15 protein-coding genes are annotated in these 15,724 nt (G+C 41.8%); 5 read left to right on the top strand and 10 right to left on the bottom strand.

Going from position 1 to position 15,724, the window contains the following annotated elements:
- Positions 1-370: 370 nt before the first annotated feature.
- Positions 371-1,699 carry an APC family permease gene (locus ACQY4U_RS04105; RefSeq protein WP_428328119.1) on the bottom strand — a complete coding sequence of 443 codons (1,329 nt, stop codon included), beginning with the start codon at positions 1,697-1,699 and terminating at the stop codon, positions 371-373.
- A 199-nt stretch (positions 1,700-1,898) separates the two neighbouring features.
- Between ACQY4U_RS04105 and ACQY4U_RS04110 the strand changes: the two genes are divergently transcribed.
- Positions 1,899-3,422 carry a S10 family peptidase gene (locus ACQY4U_RS04110; RefSeq protein ID WP_428328120.1) on the top strand — a complete coding sequence of 508 codons (1,524 nt, stop codon included), beginning with the start codon at positions 1,899-1,901 and terminating at the stop codon, positions 3,420-3,422.
- A gap of 97 nt (positions 3,423-3,519) precedes the next feature.
- On the opposite strand, the gene ACQY4U_RS04115 is transcribed toward ACQY4U_RS04110, so the two are convergent.
- From ACQY4U_RS04115 to ACQY4U_RS04150, 8 genes are all read right to left on the bottom strand, one after another.
- Entirely contained in the window at positions 3,520-4,626 is a 1,107-nt protein-coding gene (locus tag ACQY4U_RS04115) for a hypothetical protein (RefSeq protein ID WP_428328121.1), read from the bottom strand.
- Between the two features lie 264 nt (positions 4,627-4,890).
- Positions 4,891-6,012 (bottom strand): toxic anion resistance protein, encoded by a 1,122-nt coding sequence (locus ACQY4U_RS04120; RefSeq protein ID WP_428328122.1) that lies wholly within the window; start codon positions 6,010-6,012, stop codon positions 4,891-4,893.
- 77 nt (positions 6,013-6,089) lie between these two features.
- Positions 6,090-6,704 (bottom strand): TerD family protein, encoded by a 615-nt coding sequence (locus tag ACQY4U_RS04125; RefSeq protein WP_428328123.1) that lies wholly within the window; start codon positions 6,702-6,704, stop codon positions 6,090-6,092.
- A 2-nt stretch (positions 6,705-6,706) separates the two neighbouring features.
- Entirely contained in the window at positions 6,707-7,261 is a 555-nt protein-coding gene (locus ACQY4U_RS04130; protein WP_428328124.1) for a TerD family protein, read from the bottom strand.
- On the bottom strand, positions 7,251-8,096 hold the full coding sequence (locus ACQY4U_RS04135; protein ID WP_428328125.1) for a phosphoribosyltransferase family protein: 846 nt from the start codon (positions 8,094-8,096) through the stop codon (positions 7,251-7,253). Before ACQY4U_RS04135 ends, ACQY4U_RS04130 begins: the two co-directional genes overlap by 11 nt.
- Positions 8,096-8,800, bottom strand: a complete 705-nt coding sequence (locus ACQY4U_RS04140; protein WP_428328126.1) for an HAD family hydrolase — start codon at positions 8,798-8,800, stop codon at positions 8,096-8,098. Before ACQY4U_RS04140 ends, ACQY4U_RS04135 begins: the two co-directional genes overlap by 1 nt.
- A 107-nt stretch (positions 8,801-8,907) precedes the next feature.
- Positions 8,908-9,591, bottom strand: a complete 684-nt coding sequence (locus ACQY4U_RS04145) for a TerD family protein (RefSeq protein WP_428328127.1) — start codon at positions 9,589-9,591, stop codon at positions 8,908-8,910.
- Between the two features lie 7 nt (positions 9,592-9,598).
- Positions 9,599-10,174, bottom strand: coding sequence for a TerD family protein (locus ACQY4U_RS04150; RefSeq protein WP_428328128.1), 576 nt, complete (start codon positions 10,172-10,174; stop codon positions 9,599-9,601).
- A gap of 787 nt (positions 10,175-10,961) precedes the next feature.
- Here ACQY4U_RS04150 and ACQY4U_RS04155 point away from each other — a divergent pair.
- The 4 genes from ACQY4U_RS04155 to ACQY4U_RS04170 are packed head-to-tail and all read left to right on the top strand — an operon-like array spanning position 10,962 to position 13,537.
- The gene (locus ACQY4U_RS04155) at positions 10,962-11,435 is read left to right on the top strand and encodes a hypothetical protein (protein WP_428328129.1); all 474 of its coding nucleotides are present in this window, start codon (positions 10,962-10,964) and stop codon (positions 11,433-11,435) included.
- A gap of 10 nt (positions 11,436-11,445) precedes the next feature.
- Positions 11,446-12,084, top strand: a complete 639-nt coding sequence (locus tag ACQY4U_RS04160; protein ID WP_428328130.1) for a hypothetical protein — start codon at positions 11,446-11,448, stop codon at positions 12,082-12,084.
- Positions 12,060-12,842 carry a sensor histidine kinase gene (locus tag ACQY4U_RS04165; protein ID WP_428328131.1) on the top strand — a complete coding sequence of 261 codons (783 nt, stop codon included), beginning with the start codon at positions 12,060-12,062 and terminating at the stop codon, positions 12,840-12,842. The genes ACQY4U_RS04160 and ACQY4U_RS04165 overlap by 25 nt, the downstream gene beginning before the upstream one ends.
- A gap of 41 nt (positions 12,843-12,883) precedes the next feature.
- Positions 12,884-13,537: a response regulator gene (locus ACQY4U_RS04170; protein WP_428328132.1), complete on the top strand. Its 654-nt coding sequence runs from the start codon at positions 12,884-12,886 to the stop codon at positions 13,535-13,537.
- Positions 13,538-13,607: 70 nt separating this feature from the next.
- Here the strand turns inward: ACQY4U_RS04170 and ACQY4U_RS04175 are convergent, their stop codons facing one another.
- On the bottom strand, positions 13,608-15,371 hold the full coding sequence (locus ACQY4U_RS04175) for an ABC transporter ATP-binding protein (protein WP_428328133.1): 1,764 nt from the start codon (positions 15,369-15,371) through the stop codon (positions 13,608-13,610).
- Positions 15,372-15,724 lie beyond the last annotated feature (353 nt).

Raw genomic sequence — 15,724 nt, forward strand, 5'->3', positions numbered from 1 at the left:
TTGTTCAATAGAACCCACCTCTCCTTCCCCAGGGAAGGAATCGCAGTTGGCCACCGCTTTTAAAAGCCTCACCTAAATCCTCTCCAAAGGAGAAGCCTTGAAAACTAATTCAATAAACTCTATAACATGCGCATGCAAATCAAAAGCGGGTAAAGGCCTGTCAGAAAAGCGGGCCTGGGTGTATGGCCTGCAGCAGGGAAGCTTTTTTCTGACTTGATCTTTGGTTAATTCCATCTAAGGGGAAGTAACTAACTCCCCGCGGCTATGAGCGGGACGATGATGTCATGAAGTATCAATATTTTGCAACGCCTAAAACCCCTACCTCCCCTTCCCGATGAAAGAATCGCACAGGGCCAGTGCTTTTAAAGCGTTACACACTGTTTTTATGATACGGCTTTTTCCAAATAATCAACTGCCATATCAGTTCGGCACTTGAGAGTACTGCAATTGCAAAAACTGCTGCCCATACCGCATTTCCGGCGGAAGAAAATGCACCTGCAAGGGCCACAAAATAAACTGTTACCGGTAATAACACCATCACACATAAACCGGTAACACCTAATGGGATCTTAAAAGGGCGGGGCATATCAGGTGCCGTTATCCGGAGTTTGATCAATGCTATATACTCTAATGATAAACCTGCCCCGTAAACGGTAACATCAATAATGAGCAGATCGGCAAAGGGCCAAAGGATCATCAGGCTTACAATTAAGGAGCATACAATAATAGATATATAAGGCGTTTGAAAACGTGCGTGCTGTTTGTTCAAAACCTTTGGCAGCAGGTCGTCATCAGCCATAACCTTTGGTACCCGGGATACCGAGAGCAGCACCGCCGCATAGATACCTAAACTGCTGGCCATACCTGCAAACGCCAGTAAACCGCCAAGCCATTTGCCGCTCAGTAATTCGCCAACGGCGGGGAAACCTTTAGTTTGCAGATCGGCGGCGCTGATTCCCGATTGCTGCGAAACCAGTATCACCAAAAAGTAAAGTACAATTACCAGCACAAAGGCCGAAAATACAGAGATGAGGTACGACCGTACCGGTTTTTCAACTTCTTCGGCATAAGTGGTAACGTTGTCCCAGCCAAGGCAATTCCACATCACGGTGTACAGCGCCATTCCCATCGACGGAAAAGGTATGCCCTTTAATGACGGCGACGGGATATTGATACTGCCCGTATGATGGTAAAAGAACAGCACAAACAGTATAATAAAAGGCGTTATTACCGCTGCACCCAAAAACAGCGAGGTTTTGCCAACAGGTACTATCCCTAAAATATTTAACCCTGCCGATGCCCATACCACACAAAGGCAAATAGGGATGCGGTAATCCATCAGTGGCGGATAAAAGTAGGAGGCGTAAAGCACAAATAAGCCAGGGTATATGGCCAGGTCCACAAAGGTATAAAGCCAGGTCCACCAGCCTTCGTAAAATCCCCAGCGGGTACCCAGAGCGTGTTTAACCCATTTGTAATAACCGCCGGTTATGGGCATCATGCTGTTAAGCTCCAAAACGGTAAATATGGCAGGTACATCCCATAACAATGGGGTAACTAACAGGATAAGCAAGGCTGCATGCTGGCCCGCATAGGTAAGCAACGACTCTAAGCCATAAGGCCCGCCCGAAACGGTGAAGAAGATAACAGCAATTAGCTGTATCGGTCTTATTTTACGTAGGGTGCGCGTTGCTGGCATAAGCTATAAAAATATTGTTTATGACCCTTAAAAGTTAAATTAGTTTTACTTTTTATGCTCACAGATGATAATAGCTTGTATTGTTACAATTATGAGCAGCCATGTGCTTGCCGGGCATTGCAAAAACCCCTTAAAAAGTTTAGTATTGTAGTGTTAGTAACAGTTTAAACAGACCCTATTATTTGATCAATCCCACTACATGAAAAAATGCCTTATCGCCTTTGCAGCCCTTTGCTGTTCCGCAAGCATGGTTATTGCCCAGCGTGCACCGTCTGAACCATCAAAAAACACACTACCCATTACCCGCAGCCGTATTTTACAGGTTGACTCGGCCGTGGTTACCAAGCATACGGTAACTATTAAAGGGCAGCTTGTGCCTTACACTGCCACTGCAGGCTGCATGCCCATTTGGGATGAAGACGGCAGGCCCATTGCCGGTGTATTTTACACCTATTATGAAAGAGATAACATTGCCGACAGATCAACCCGCCCGCTGGTAATTTCTTTTAATGGCGGCCCCGGTACACCATCTGTTTGGATGGAGATTGGCTATACAGGCCCAAGATTATTAAACATTGATAACGAGGGTTACCCTATACAGCCGTATGGCATCAGCGAAAACAAGAACTCGATACTTGACGTTGCCGATATTGTTTACCTCGATCCGGTTAATACAGGCTATTCGCGCATTGTAAATAAAGATACACCGGGCTCAAAATTTTTCGGTGTAAATGAAGATATTAAATACCTGGCCGAGTGGATAAACACTTTTGTTACCCGCAAAAACCGCTGGGCATCACCTAAATTCCTTATTGGCGAAAGCTATGGTACTACAAGGGCATCGGGACTGGCATTAGAGCTGCAAAACTCACAGTGGATGTACCTTAACGGAGTTATCCTGGTATCACCAACTGATTTAGGTATTGAGCGCAGCGGCCCGGTACAGGCAGCTTTAAAATTGCCTTATTTTGCTGCTACAGCATGGTACCACGGCATGCTTGCACCCGAATATCAGCAAAAGGACCTTACCGCCTTTTTACCCGAGGTTGAAAATTTTACCATTAATGAATTGATCCCGGCTTTGTCAAAAGGTGGTTTTATTGATGATGCACAGCGCACGGCAATTGCTGCTAAAATGGCTAAGTACAGCGGCCTGTCGCAAAAATTGTTTATTGACAATAACCTTGATGTATCGTACGACCTGTTTTGGAAAGAATTGCTGCGCGATAAAGGCTTTACCGTTGGCCGGTTAGATTCGCGTTACAAGGGGATAGACAGGCAGGCAGGTGGCTTAAGCCCTGATTATAACGCCGAGCTTACTGCATGGCTGCATGCCTTTACCCCGGCCATAAACATTTATCTCAGGAATGAGCTGAACTACAAAACCGATCTTAAATACAACATGTTTGGTGATGTTTGGCCATGGGATAACAAAAACAACCATGTAGGTGAAGATTTGCGCCAGGCAATTGCTCAAAACCCATACCTGCACTTATTGATCCAATCGGGGTACTACGATGGTGCCTGCGATTACTTTAATGCCAAGTACAGCCTTTGGCAGCTTGACCCAAGCGGACGCCTTAAAGACCGTCTTAAATGGGAGGGATATAAAAGCGGCCACATGATGTACCTGCGTAAAGATGATTTACCAACAGCAACCGAAAACCTGCGTAAATTTATCCTTGAATCTATCCCTAAACCAGGTACGCCTGCAAAGTATTAGTCAGGAATAAATAAGATAAAAAAAATCAGTAGTGCTGAGTCGATATAAAAATGACCCTACGCTACTGATTTTTTTATTTTAGGACTTATCCTGAAGCTTAGTTATTCTTTAACCCGATCCGGTGGTTGGTATAATCAAGTAAAAACTCGTTGCTGATAAAGAAATCGATACTAAAAATAGTACGCGGATCATTAGTGAACGATGGCTGCACCACCTGGGTTAAGTTATAAGCCCCAGTAGTAGTGTACGAATAGCTGAACCCGCCACTGGTAGTAACCTTAACCGTTGTGTTTGGCGGTAATATGGTATCAGCCTTTACGGCATTGCCATCGGCAATAATATAATAGGTTGGGTTACCGGTATCAAACACAATTATGGCGTTAATATCACTGCCGTTATAGTTAATGGTTGCCTTAATTTCTGATGAGTAGCCACCTACCGAATAATAGGTAAGCGGGTGCATCACAAAGCCAGATGATGAAGAAAGATCATCAGGTACCAGGCCAATGGTTAATAATCCCGGCACAAATGTGCCCTGGCGGCTAAACATTGACGAATTAAGCATTGATAGCTTAAAACCGCTTGTTTGTCCGTTACTTAATTTAAAATAGCTTAACGGGCTGCCAATAGCACTGTTGGTATAGCTTACACCCGGCCCTACGCCAAACACATCATTTTGATGCGGACCATAAATCTGCCCGGTAGTAATATTTTTTACCTGGTAATATAAAAATATTGGGATACGGGTGGTGGTAATATCATTGCCCGGCTCGCCAATAGTTACGGTGGTGTAGGCTAAGTTACCATATTCATCTACCTGGCCCTGGGCATTGCCATAACTCATGGTTGATTTTTTGTTGGTGATGGTAATACCATTTACCACAACCGAATCGCCGGTGAACTGAATACCTGAGCTGGTTATCATTGAAGCAGGTATTATGCCATTGGCATCAATAGTCATCCCGGTTGATCCGGTATCAAAAACACCATCGTAATTTACGGTTTGCGTACCCACTTTGGTAATAGGGATATAAGTAACCCTGCTTGAGTCAATGATTAGCTCAAACAAACCTAAGGTAGCCAGGCTGGTAGGCGGCGTAGGTGTGGGTGTGCTTTTTTTATCCTTTTTGCAGGATGATACCGAAATAATTAAAGATAATCCGCAGAAAAACAACGGAAGATACTTTGAGTAAATTTTTCCCATATTTTATTTTGTATTCAATTTAATTCCAGAGTAAACGCAATTTTGTAAGCTAATGTATAGCCATCCTATAAAATTATAAATAAAAACCTTTAGTTTAACTTAAATATAAATATGTAAACCTATACTATATACGCGGTTTGTTGTATAATGGGTTGCGTATTAGTGAATTAATTAAACAAAAAGGGCTAACAGTTTTAAACCGTTAGCCCCAATTTTATATACCGCCATCATCACATAAAAGTATTTAAAGTGATGGCTAATATTTTAACTTACATTAGTAACCGTCTTTTTTAACTGCGTTTCCAGGTTTTGCAGTTCGGTGTTAAGGGTTTGCCTGTTTTGGGTGCCTTCGTCGTGGATGCGTTTTACTTCGGTAAGGGTTTCAATTAACGAAGCTGTTGTTTGTTTAAGGGTATCTAACGATACCACTGTTTTTTCATTTTCTCGGGCTACGTCAATGCTGTTTTGTTTAAGCAGTTCGGCGTTTTTTTGCAGAATGGTATTAGTGGTATCAGAGATCTTTTTCTGCATCTCTACATTTTCCTTTTGCCTGTTGAGTGCCACGGCAATAGTAAGCTGATTTTTCCAAACGGGGATGGTGGTTGATACGATTGACTGTGCTTTTTCGGCAATGCTGGTATTGTTATTTTGCACCACACGGATCTGTGCCAATGATTGCATCATAATAAAACGTACTACCTTTAAATCAGCCAGTCGTTTATCCAGCCTGTTGGTAAAATCGCGCATATCGGCAATTTCATAGTCATTGTAAGCCGATGGGTTGGCATCCATTTGGGCTAACTGTTCATTAAGCTCCTTAAGTTTTAACTGGCCGGATATGATCAGCTCTTCCATCTGGTGGATATAGCTCACATTGCTGTCAAACATGGTTTGCAGCGAGCTGTTATCCTTAATAGAGTTTACACGGCCCGCTTTGATCTTATTGGTGATCTTATCAATATTATCAATAACGGTATCGTATTTCTGAAATAGTTTTTTGGCATCAAAAACCAGCTTTTTAACAAATGGAATGTGCGATATGAACGAGGTAAATGCATTTTGATTCAACTCATCCACATCTATATAGTTCAGTTCGGTAAGCAGATCGTTGATCAGTAAACCAACCTCGCCAGAGTTATAGGTACGTACAGAAGTTAAAAAAGTATTGCTATACTTTTCCATAGAGTTTTGTACATCGGTACCAAAGTTTAGGATGGAGTTAACATCCTTGGGATTTATTGCTTTGGCTATTTCACCATATTTTTTTTCTTCTTCGCTGCTGATGTTGGTCAGGTCGATATTGCCGTCCTTATCCATTTTAACCGGGGTGGCATCCAGTCTTACCGGTGTTATATTCAGCTCTTCATTATTTGGTATGCTTTCCATAATTTATTCTTTTTTAAATATATTATCCTGTTTAAATACACCCGGATCTGCCATTTAAACCCTGGTGCAGTATTGTTTTATAAATAGTTTTGTGCTACCGTTCGCACTGTTTCTTCCAGTCGTTTATCCAGGGTTGGTTCGCCAATGGCATTAAATTTCCAATCGCCATTCCTTTTGTAAAACACACCCATCACCATTGATACGTGCCCGGCAAAATCTTTGCTGTGTGCAATATCATAAGTGGCAAAAACTTCATTTACTCTTTTAGGCGTACCTTCATAAATGCGGATGGATGCAAAAGGGATGGTGCCAAAATCCTGCCCACGGAAACTGTTCAATACAAAAGCCACGTAATTTACAGCGGGGCTCAGCAGTGAAAAATCAACGGTGATCACTTCATTATCCAGGCCATCATCGCCATCCATATCCCCGGTAAGGTCGTCGCCGCTATGTTTTACAGATCGGTCCCTTGTGCTCAGGTTACCAAAATAAACGGTTTCTAAAAGCTTTTTATTCTCATCAAATAACGCACAGCTGGCATCAAGGTCAACCGCTTCCTTGGTATCGCCAAACAAAAAGAATCCCTTTTTTACAATGGCGCCCCAGTTAATGCCTACACAAACCATTTGCAGTTTGCTGCCATTACTTTTTTCAAGATTAATGCGCTGCCCTTTTTGGAGATTGATTGACATGCTTAGTTATATTTGGTTAAATAATCCTGCAGGCCGCCTTTCATTCCGGCACCTACGGCTTCAAATTTCCAGTTATTATCGCGTTTGTAAATTCGGCCAAACTCAACAGCTGTTTCGATCGAGAAATCCTCGTCAAGTTCATAGTTTAAAATATCGGCATTGGTAGCGGTATCAAAAATACGGATGAAGGAGTTGCGCACCTGCCCAAAGTTTTGCCTGCGGCTTTCGGCCTCATGTATGGTAACCACAATACAGATCTCGGTAGCACGCGGATCAATTTTTGAAAGGTCAACCTTTATCTGTTCATCATCGCCATCTCCTTCGCCGGTAAGGTTATCACCGGTGTGTTCAATTGCCCCATCAGGCGATTTCAGGTTATTATAGAAAACGAAGTAATCGTCAGCAAGCATTTTTTTGTTTTCGCCCAATACAAAAACAGAGGCGTCAAGATCAAAGGCGGCGCCTGTAGATGAGCTGTTGGTATCCCAGCCCAGCCCGATAGTAAATTTAGGCGCGTTAATAGCTTCACGCTGGCCTTTTTGCAGGTTAATTGCCATGTTGTATTAATTTATGGTTGTTTATAAATAGGTAATTGGTAATAAAGTTAAGGTTTTTGGCATAGGCATCAATAGTATGGTAGCCATTGCCTAAAGCCATATCATAAAGCAGGTTAACAAAATCACTGCTTTGGTTTTCAATAAATATGCGGAAGCTTTCAAAATCATAGTTAAGTATATACTTTACTATGCGGGTATTGATAGCAAAACTGCCGCTTTTAATAACCACCTCCAGATCAAAAATTGATTTTACCTGGTGATAGTTTAAATAGTTTTCAATGTTTGGGTGGATGGTTTTATTAACCAGCTCGGCAAAGTACAGCATGTAAATGTCGTTATGCAGGCTGTATTCGCCCACCATCTTCATGATCATCCTTTCGTGGCTGCCGGTAATTTTAATATCATCTAAAAAGATGAGCGTTTTGCCGGCTAAAAAATCCTTGTCAATATGAAAAGAATCATTGCCTATCAGGCTGATCCTTTGCTCGGCATTCAGTTCGCCATAATCTTCTTTATAGGTAATGGTGCGGTGTACTTTGGTTTCCTGTACTACCAAATAGCCGTTGGCAGCCAGCCAGCGGTTAAGGGTGTAAACAAACCAGTTTTTCATGGCAAAGGTAGCTGTAGGGATAAATGAATACGGACTTGAGATAACCACTATTTGCTGCTCAATGGGCCTGTGCTGTAAATGCTGGCGGATAAAGCCATTTGCCAAAGCCGTACCAAAGTTTTTTGAAACGGCATCGTCGCCAAACTTAAAGCGGCTATAGTCGTCGGGGTTAAACCCGAAGCTATCGGCATTGTCAATATGGTGAAGCGCGTATGTGGTAAGCATTAATTGATCAGACTTGTGATTGATATATTGTTTGAATTGATGAGCAAGCTTTTTATCCCTGCTGCATCTGCACCCTCAACATCAGCTTTGGGGTTATCGCCAATATGAATAATATTTGCTAAACTTATCTGTTTTTGAGCATTAACCTGTTTAATATTCTTAATCATTAAGTTAAATAATCCGGGATTAGGTTTTGACATCCCCACCTCGTCAGAATATAGCTGAAAATCAAAAAAATCATGCAGTCCCAATGCTATAAGCACCTTACGTAAGGTTACCCCTTTTATAAAAGCCGTATTACTTAAAATACTCATGGTGCAATTGCCTTTTTGTTTTAGATGCGCCAATACCTCAATTGTTTCATCAGCGTATAAAATAGGCATATTGGCCAGTACCAGTGCTTCCATATCGTTATACAGTTTGGCGGTATCAATGCGTAGCAGATCAAACTCGTTATCATTGATCAGGCTGATGACCATCAGGTGCATCTCGTCCGAATCAATGTTTTTGCCGGTGCGCTCATTAATGGCATTGCACATCAGGTCAACCTGCCTGAAAGCTTTTGCTACCTCGTCAATACTTTTATTAGCCGGGTTATAGTCACGGTGGAAGATCCTGGTGCGCTCGGTTTTAAAGCCGGGGTTTGATTTGATCAGGGTTAACCACAGATCGAACGAGTAATGCTGATAATAGGTATAGGACAATGTTGCTGGTTTAGAAACGGTAGCTGTTTATAGTACTGATAAAACGTACCCGGTATTTGCTTTGCCCTGCCAGCGCAGCATAACCGGGTGCGTTTTAAGCGATTTATTTAAACCGTGTAATTGGGTAAAAGATCCAAAAACGTATCAGTATTATGCGGCTCGCCGATGGCCCTGAATTTCCAGGTACCATCCTTACGGTAAACCTCGGCAAATACCATTGAGCACATACCGTTATAAGCTGAATCGCCGGACAGGCTGAACTTCACGATCTCTTTACCATGGTTATCAACCGCGCGGATAAAAGCATTATCAACCATGCCAAAATGCTGGCGGTTTTTACGCCCCTGGTAAATGGTAACCATAAATAATATCCTGTCGAATTTAGGGTCAAGTGCATCAAGCTTTACTATAATCTGCTCATCATCGCCATCACCTGCACCTGTGCGGTTATCACCGGTAAGCCATATATTGCCCGTTGGGTGCCTCATGCTGTTATAATAGATCACATCGCCTTCAAACAGCCTGATGGTACGGCCATCGGTCGCCTGCTTATCGCGGCCAAGGTTAGCAACCTTTCCATTTTTATCTAACAAAAAAGCAATAGCATCAAGGTCATATTCTTCCTCTTCAGCACCGCCGCCACCGAATAGTTTTCCTAAAAAACCACCACCGCCACCACTCTGCCTTACATCCCAGCCCAAACCAATGGTAACTGATGACAGGTCATAGCTTTCGCCCTTGTCGTTTTTACGAAGGTCAATAGTTTGACCTTTTACTAAATTTATAGCCATTTTTTTACTATTTGATAATTTGTCCCTTAAAATATTTACTTAAAAAGAAGGCAAGGTCCTCTTTATATCCAACGCCCGATGCCTCAAATTTCCACTGGCCATTTCGTTTATATAAACGGCCAAACTCAATAGCTGTCTCTATAGAAAAATCCTCGCCAAGCTCATACTTACATACTTCACTGCCGGTTGAGTCGTCAATAATGCGGATATATGAATCGCGCACCTGCCCAAAGTTTTGTCTGCGTGCGGTAGCCTCATGTATGGTTACCACAAACAATATCTCCTGGATCTTTGCGTCCACCTTTGCCAGCTCCACGTTGATTGATTCATCATCACCGCCATCGCTGTTACCACCAGTTGGGTCATCGCCAGTGTGATGCACAGCAGTATCCGGCGAATCAGGATTATTATAAAAAACAAAGTATTCATCCTCGGGTACAAAGCGGTTAGCATCAATCATAATTGCTGATACATCCAGGTCAAAATCATAACCTGTTCCTTCGTGCGGGTTCCAGCCTAAACCCACGGTCATTTTTGATAGTCCGATGTCTATTTTCTGACCTTTTTGTAAATTAATAGCCATAACGTAAAATATTCATTTTTATAAAACAGGCGATAAATAAAGCATCGCCATGATATTAGATTTAATTATTGAACTAAGATATATTATTTAAAATTGTTGTAATGATTATTTGTTTGACAATAATTTCATGCCATTGTTACAGGTATGCCTTAGCATAACCCTTGCACTTAAGATAGAATTTAGGGATGGATTTAAAGTAGTGCAGAGTGCGATTCCTTCCCTGGGGAAGGGGGGTAGGGGTTATCTTCGTTTTGAAGATATTTTATGGTAAACAACAATCATCGTCCCGCTCATAGCCGCGGGGGCTTAGTCACTTTTTCCTTAGATGGAAAGTAACCAAATATCAAGTCAGAAAAAAGCTTCCACCCTGCAGGCCATACTCCCAGGCCCGCTTTTCTGACAGGCCTTTACCCGCTTTTGATTTGCATGCGCATGTTATAGAGTTTATTGAATTAGCTTCCAAGTCCTCTCCTCTGGAGAGGATTTAGGTGAGGCCTTTTAAAGCAGGTGGTAGGTTTTCACCAGCATACTTTTAAAGTCCTCTCCTTTGGAGAATATTTAGGTGAGGCTTTTTCAGCACCGTGTTAACACTGAATCTGATACGTAGTATTACGTGAGTTTTTAATTACCCAACCGCCCATTTTTTATTATATGTGCTGATAATGAAATAATTACAGGTTGTGATGCTTTTTTTAAATTTTTATCCAACCTTGCCCCTATTTTGAAATAACAACTTAATAATCTTAGTTTTATGGTAACTATTAACTAAACCCAAACAATTTAAGCAATGGAAACAACACAAATTTTAACCGGAAAAGAGGGGGAAGATTTTGACCTTGAACTGGCAGCAAGCTGGACACAAAACTACAGGCACAAACATCCCGGCGAAACACAGTCACATTTTTTTGGTAAAGAGATACTGCAAAAGATCCTGGATCAGGAAGGCTGCATGGGGATCCGTTTTTACCATGCACATAGCAAGCCGCTAAGCAGCTGGCAACGGTCAATGGTATCATTAAGCAAATTTTTATTGAATGTAGTTGGCAATGTTGAAGGTGAAAAACATATTATTATAGCAGGCGCCACCCGCGATGGTAGTGATATGCTAAACACCAAAACAGCCCCGCAGCCTTTGGGCCGTACCGAATTAAAGGCAGTAGCACTAATGCCGCTTGATATTGTAGGGCAGCAATCAATGCCATGCCCCGGCTCTCCCGGATGCCCTAAAAATCTAATGTCTGTTTCAAAATCAGAATTATAATAAACAGGTTATGTCTGTAAGTAATATTTTATATCTGTCCATTATATCTGGTGCTTTCCCGGTTATTGCAGCAATATATAATTATAGGCACCTGGATAAAGTTTTAAAAATTGTAGCCGCATTTTTATTAATATCGGTACTGCTTGATTGGGGTTTGGAGATTGCGAGCCATCATCATGTAACCAATAATTTTCCGGCAATACACCTTTTTATTGCAGTAAATGTATTGTTCTTTGGGGCTGTTTATTACTATGCATTTTTTAGCCCCTTATTAAAAAAAATAGCGATAGTGCTTATTGCAGCCGCTTTGCTGGCTATGATATGCAGCACTGTTTTTATAGAGGATATTTGGGAGTACCCCTCGGTTTCAAACACTATTTTAAGCTTGTTGCTCATTTTTTTTTCGCTCGTATATTTTTACCAGCTGTTTACCCGGCAGGAGTTTGTACATATTGAAAAACAAGGGTTGTTTTGGGTAAATGCAGGCATCCTGTTTTACTACTCCACTAACATATTTTTGTTTATGCTTTTTCAACGGATGCTAAGCGAGCACCAGGAAGATTTTTATATCATCCATAACGTCACCAACATTATTGCTAACATTATATTTTCAGTAGGATTACTTTGCAAACCACAGACAACAGCCTGATACCCGTACTCATAATTGGTACACTTATTATCGTTATCCTGCTTGTTTTTTTATTCTTTTTCGTGATCATCTATCAGCGTAAAATGATAAAGAACCAGGTAGAGTTACGCAAACTGCATGATGATAAACAAACCGACCTGCTTAATGCCGTTTTTGAAACCCAGGAAAGCGAACGTAAACGCCTGGCCGAAGATCTGCATGATAGTGTGGGGCAGGTACTATCGGCCATTAAGCTCAATTTACACCGCCTTAATAAAAACTGTGTTAACGATGCATCCCAACCCCTGCTGGCCGATACCCGCAAGCTTACCGACGAATGTATACAGGAGATAAGGAATATTATTCATAACGTACTGCCGCCAGTGTTAACAGATTATGGCCTTAAAGAAGCTATTGAAGGTTTATGTATTAAAGTTGCGCAAACTACCAACGTTAAGGTGGAGCTTAAAAAAATGCTGGATGATGAGCGGCCCGCACCCGAAATTGAGCTTGCTTTTTACCGCATAGCACAGGAGCTTTTCAGCAATGCCATAAAACATTCAGAAGCTACCATTATTCACCTCACTATAACTAAAGATGCCGGGTGGCTGATAATGGAATTTAAGGATAACGGCAAAGGCTTTAATATGGACGAAGTAAATAAGCATGGGTTTGGTTTAAAAAACCTGCAGAGCCGGGTGCAGCTCATCAATGGGGAAATAAATGTATACACCAAGCCAAAAAATGGCACCATAACTATTATTAGAGTAATGGTTTAATTATGAGGTTTTTAATTATATTTATTGCCTGTTAGTTAACTATGGAAAAGATCAAATTAGCTATCGCAGATGATCATAAGATCTTCAGGAATGGTTTAAAGGCCACGCTGGAGGATTGTACCGATTTTGACCTTGTGCTCGAAGCATCCAACGGTAAACAGCTGTTAGCCATGCTGGCAACAGTTACGCCCGATGTAATACTGATGGATATTAAAATGCCCGAAATGGATGGCATACAAACCACCGCTCAGGTAAAGCAGCTTTATGGCAAAATAAAGGTGCTTGCCCTATCCATGTTTAACGAGGATAAATATATTGTTGATATGATGAAGGCAGGTGCGTCAGGCTACCTGTTAAAAAATGCCGAGCCCGAAGAGATCATTAATGCGGTATCAACCGTTTTTTTGAAGGACTATTATTTTAACGAACATCTTTCTATCACCCTTATTAAGCAATTAGCCGGCAACACGCCAACCGGAATTGGCACCCAAACCCTTGCCGATTTTAACGAACGTGAAATTGAAGTACTGCGCCTTGTTTGTAAAGAATATTCAAACCAGGAAATAGCCGATAAGATTTGCCTAAGCGTACGTACCGTTGAAGGCTACCGCGCACGCCTGTTTGAAAAAACAAGGTCAAAAAACTTAGTGGGCCTGGTTATCTTCGCCATTAAAACCGGGATCATCAATGTATGATCTCCCTGGCGATTTAAGTTGTTAACCCCGGGTATAAAGTTCTACTTACATACCCGGGTATATGCTTTAACTAAACCTGTTCTACCGAAACTTTTTCGCCAATCTGTTGCCTCCACATTGCATAGTACAAGCCTTTTTGCGCAATAAGATCAAGGTGTTTGCCTGATTCAACTATATTGCCTTTTTCAAGCACATAAATATTATCAGCATGCATAATGGTAGACAAACGGTGGGCTATCAGTATCGTAACATGGTTATCCAGTACAGAAACATCGCGGATGGTTTCGGTAATTTCTTCTTCTGTAATTGAATCTAACGATGAAGTTGCTTCATCAAATACTAAAATATCTGGTTTGCGTAGCAGGGCACGGGCAATTGACAGGCGTTGTTTTTCGCCGCCAGATACCTTTACGCCACCTTCGCCAATAACGGTGCTCAGGCCTTTATCAGCCCGGGATAGCAGGGTTTGGCAAGCCGCACGCTGCAATACTTCCATACATTCCTCATCGGTAGCACCGGGACGCACAAATTGAAGGTTCTCGCGGATGGTGCCCGAAAACAATTGCGTATCCTGGGTTACAAACCCTATTTTTTCGCGCAGCTGATCAAGATCAATCTCCTTGCTTACAATATTGTTGTATAAAATATCACCATCCAAAGGCTGGTAAAGCCCTACCAACAGCTTAACCAGTGTAGTTTTACCCGAACCTGATGGCCCCACAAAGGCAATCGTTTCGCCTGAATTTACTTCAAAGCTGATATTGTTGAGGGCGTTGCGGTTGGCGGTTAAATGTTTAAAGGTAACATTGTCGAAGGTAAGTGTCTTAACCTTTTCAAGCAGTATAGGTTTCTCCGGTTTTGGATCAATCGGAATGCTTAATATGCTTTTAAAATTAGCCAATGATACCTGGGCTTCGCGCCAGGCCTGCATCACGTTGCCCAGCTCCTGCAAGGGGTTAAACAGGAAGAAAGAGTAGAATAAGAACTTAAAGTAATTACCGGGTGTTAATGTGCCTTTAAAAATAAGCATCAACAGCACAACAACCATTGCGCTGCGCACCAGGTTAACCGTAGTGCCTTGCACAAAGCTCATGCTGCGTACAAACTTTACTTTCTTTAGTTCCAGGTCAAGAATTTTGTAGGTAGTTTTATTTAAGCGTTCAATTTCCTGCTTGGCAAGGCCCAGACTCTTTACCAGCTCAATGTTTCTTAATGATTCGGTGGTTGATCCGGCTAATGCAGTTGTTTCTGAAACTATTTTTTTCTGAATGGTTTTTATGCGTTTGCTCAAAACAATGCTCACTACGGCTATAATAGGTATGGCCGCAAAATAAACCAGCGTTACTTTGTAGCTTACGGTTAGGGAGTATACAATTACAAATATCATCCCCACCAGGCTCACAAAAAGTACGCTGATAAAGGCGGTAATAAATTTTTCGCAATCAAGGCGCACCTTTTGCAATATGCCTAAGGTTTCGCCGCTGCGCTGATCTTCAAATACCTGGTATGGCAGTTCGAGTGAGTGTTTTAACCCGTCAGAATACATTTTAGCACCTACCTTTTGTACTATGATATTAGTAAAATAATCCTGAAAGTTTTTGGCTATACGCGATACCATTGCAGCACCAATGGCTAAACCAACCATCCCTAATGCGCCATAAAAGCGATAGTCGAAAGTATAGTTTTTTCCATCTTTAGGGATCATGTATTTATCAACTATATTCCCGGTTATCATGGGATCTAACAGCGAAAAACCAATATTAAAAGCAGCCAGAATAAGTGCAAGTACAACCAGCCAGCGATGTTTTGAAAGATATGATAGGAGTATTTTCATTGAAAATTGATAAATGTTAGCGCTCCGTTAATTTCCCCGGTTGCGTAATTCTGCAAAAATAAAAAAACAGAATGGCTAAGTTACTCATCTACTTTAATTTGACATTATGACCATTTTAAGGGGGGGATTGGGTGGTAAATGAAATCATCGTCCCGCTCATAGCCGCGGGGGTTCCCTTTAAGCAAAATTTGCTATACCCCGGCCTCCCTTAAGGCCTTCACTGTTATACCTGCTTTCGGCCCAAGCTGGTCTGCTGAGGGGAAAGGCCTCACCTAAATCCTCTCCAAAGGAGAGGACTTGAAAGCTAATTCAATAAACTCTATAACATGCGCATGCAAATGAAAAGCGGGCAA

Source organism: Mucilaginibacter sp. (assembly GCF_965277465.1).
In the GTDB taxonomy this organism is placed as follows: Bacteria; Bacteroidota; Bacteroidia; order Sphingobacteriales; family Sphingobacteriaceae; genus Mucilaginibacter.

Coding starts and splice junctions, on each gene's coding strand:
- ACQY4U_RS04105 (WP_428328119.1), bottom strand. CDS start 1,699: ATGCCAGCAACGCGCACCCTACGTAAAATAAGACCGATACAGCTAATT.
- ACQY4U_RS04110 (WP_428328120.1), top strand. CDS start 1,899: ATGAAAAAATGCCTTATCGCCTTTGCAGCCCTTTGCTGTTCCGCAAGC.
- ACQY4U_RS04115 (WP_428328121.1), bottom strand. CDS start 4,626: ATGGGAAAAATTTACTCAAAGTATCTTCCGTTGTTTTTCTGCGGATTA.
- ACQY4U_RS04120 (WP_428328122.1), bottom strand. CDS start 6,012: ATGGAAAGCATACCAAATAATGAAGAGCTGAATATAACACCGGTAAGA.
- ACQY4U_RS04125 (WP_428328123.1), bottom strand. CDS start 6,704: ATGTCAATCAATCTCCAAAAAGGGCAGCGCATTAATCTTGAAAAAAGT.
- ACQY4U_RS04130 (WP_428328124.1), bottom strand. CDS start 7,261: ATGGCAATTAACCTGCAAAAAGGCCAGCGTGAAGCTATTAACGCGCCT.
- ACQY4U_RS04135 (WP_428328125.1), bottom strand. CDS start 8,096: ATGCTTACCACATACGCGCTTCACCATATTGACAATGCCGATAGCTTC.
- ACQY4U_RS04145 (WP_428328127.1), bottom strand. CDS start 9,591: ATGGCTATAAATTTAGTAAAAGGTCAAACTATTGACCTTCGTAAAAAC.
- ACQY4U_RS04150 (WP_428328128.1), bottom strand. CDS start 10,174: ATGGCTATTAATTTACAAAAAGGTCAGAAAATAGACATCGGACTATCA.
- ACQY4U_RS04155 (WP_428328129.1), top strand. CDS start 10,962: ATGGAAACAACACAAATTTTAACCGGAAAAGAGGGGGAAGATTTTGAC.
- ACQY4U_RS04160 (WP_428328130.1), top strand. CDS start 11,446: ATGTCTGTAAGTAATATTTTATATCTGTCCATTATATCTGGTGCTTTC.
- ACQY4U_RS04170 (WP_428328132.1), top strand. CDS start 12,884: ATGGAAAAGATCAAATTAGCTATCGCAGATGATCATAAGATCTTCAGG.
- ACQY4U_RS04175 (WP_428328133.1), bottom strand. CDS start 15,371: ATGAAAATACTCCTATCATATCTTTCAAAACATCGCTGGCTGGTTGTA.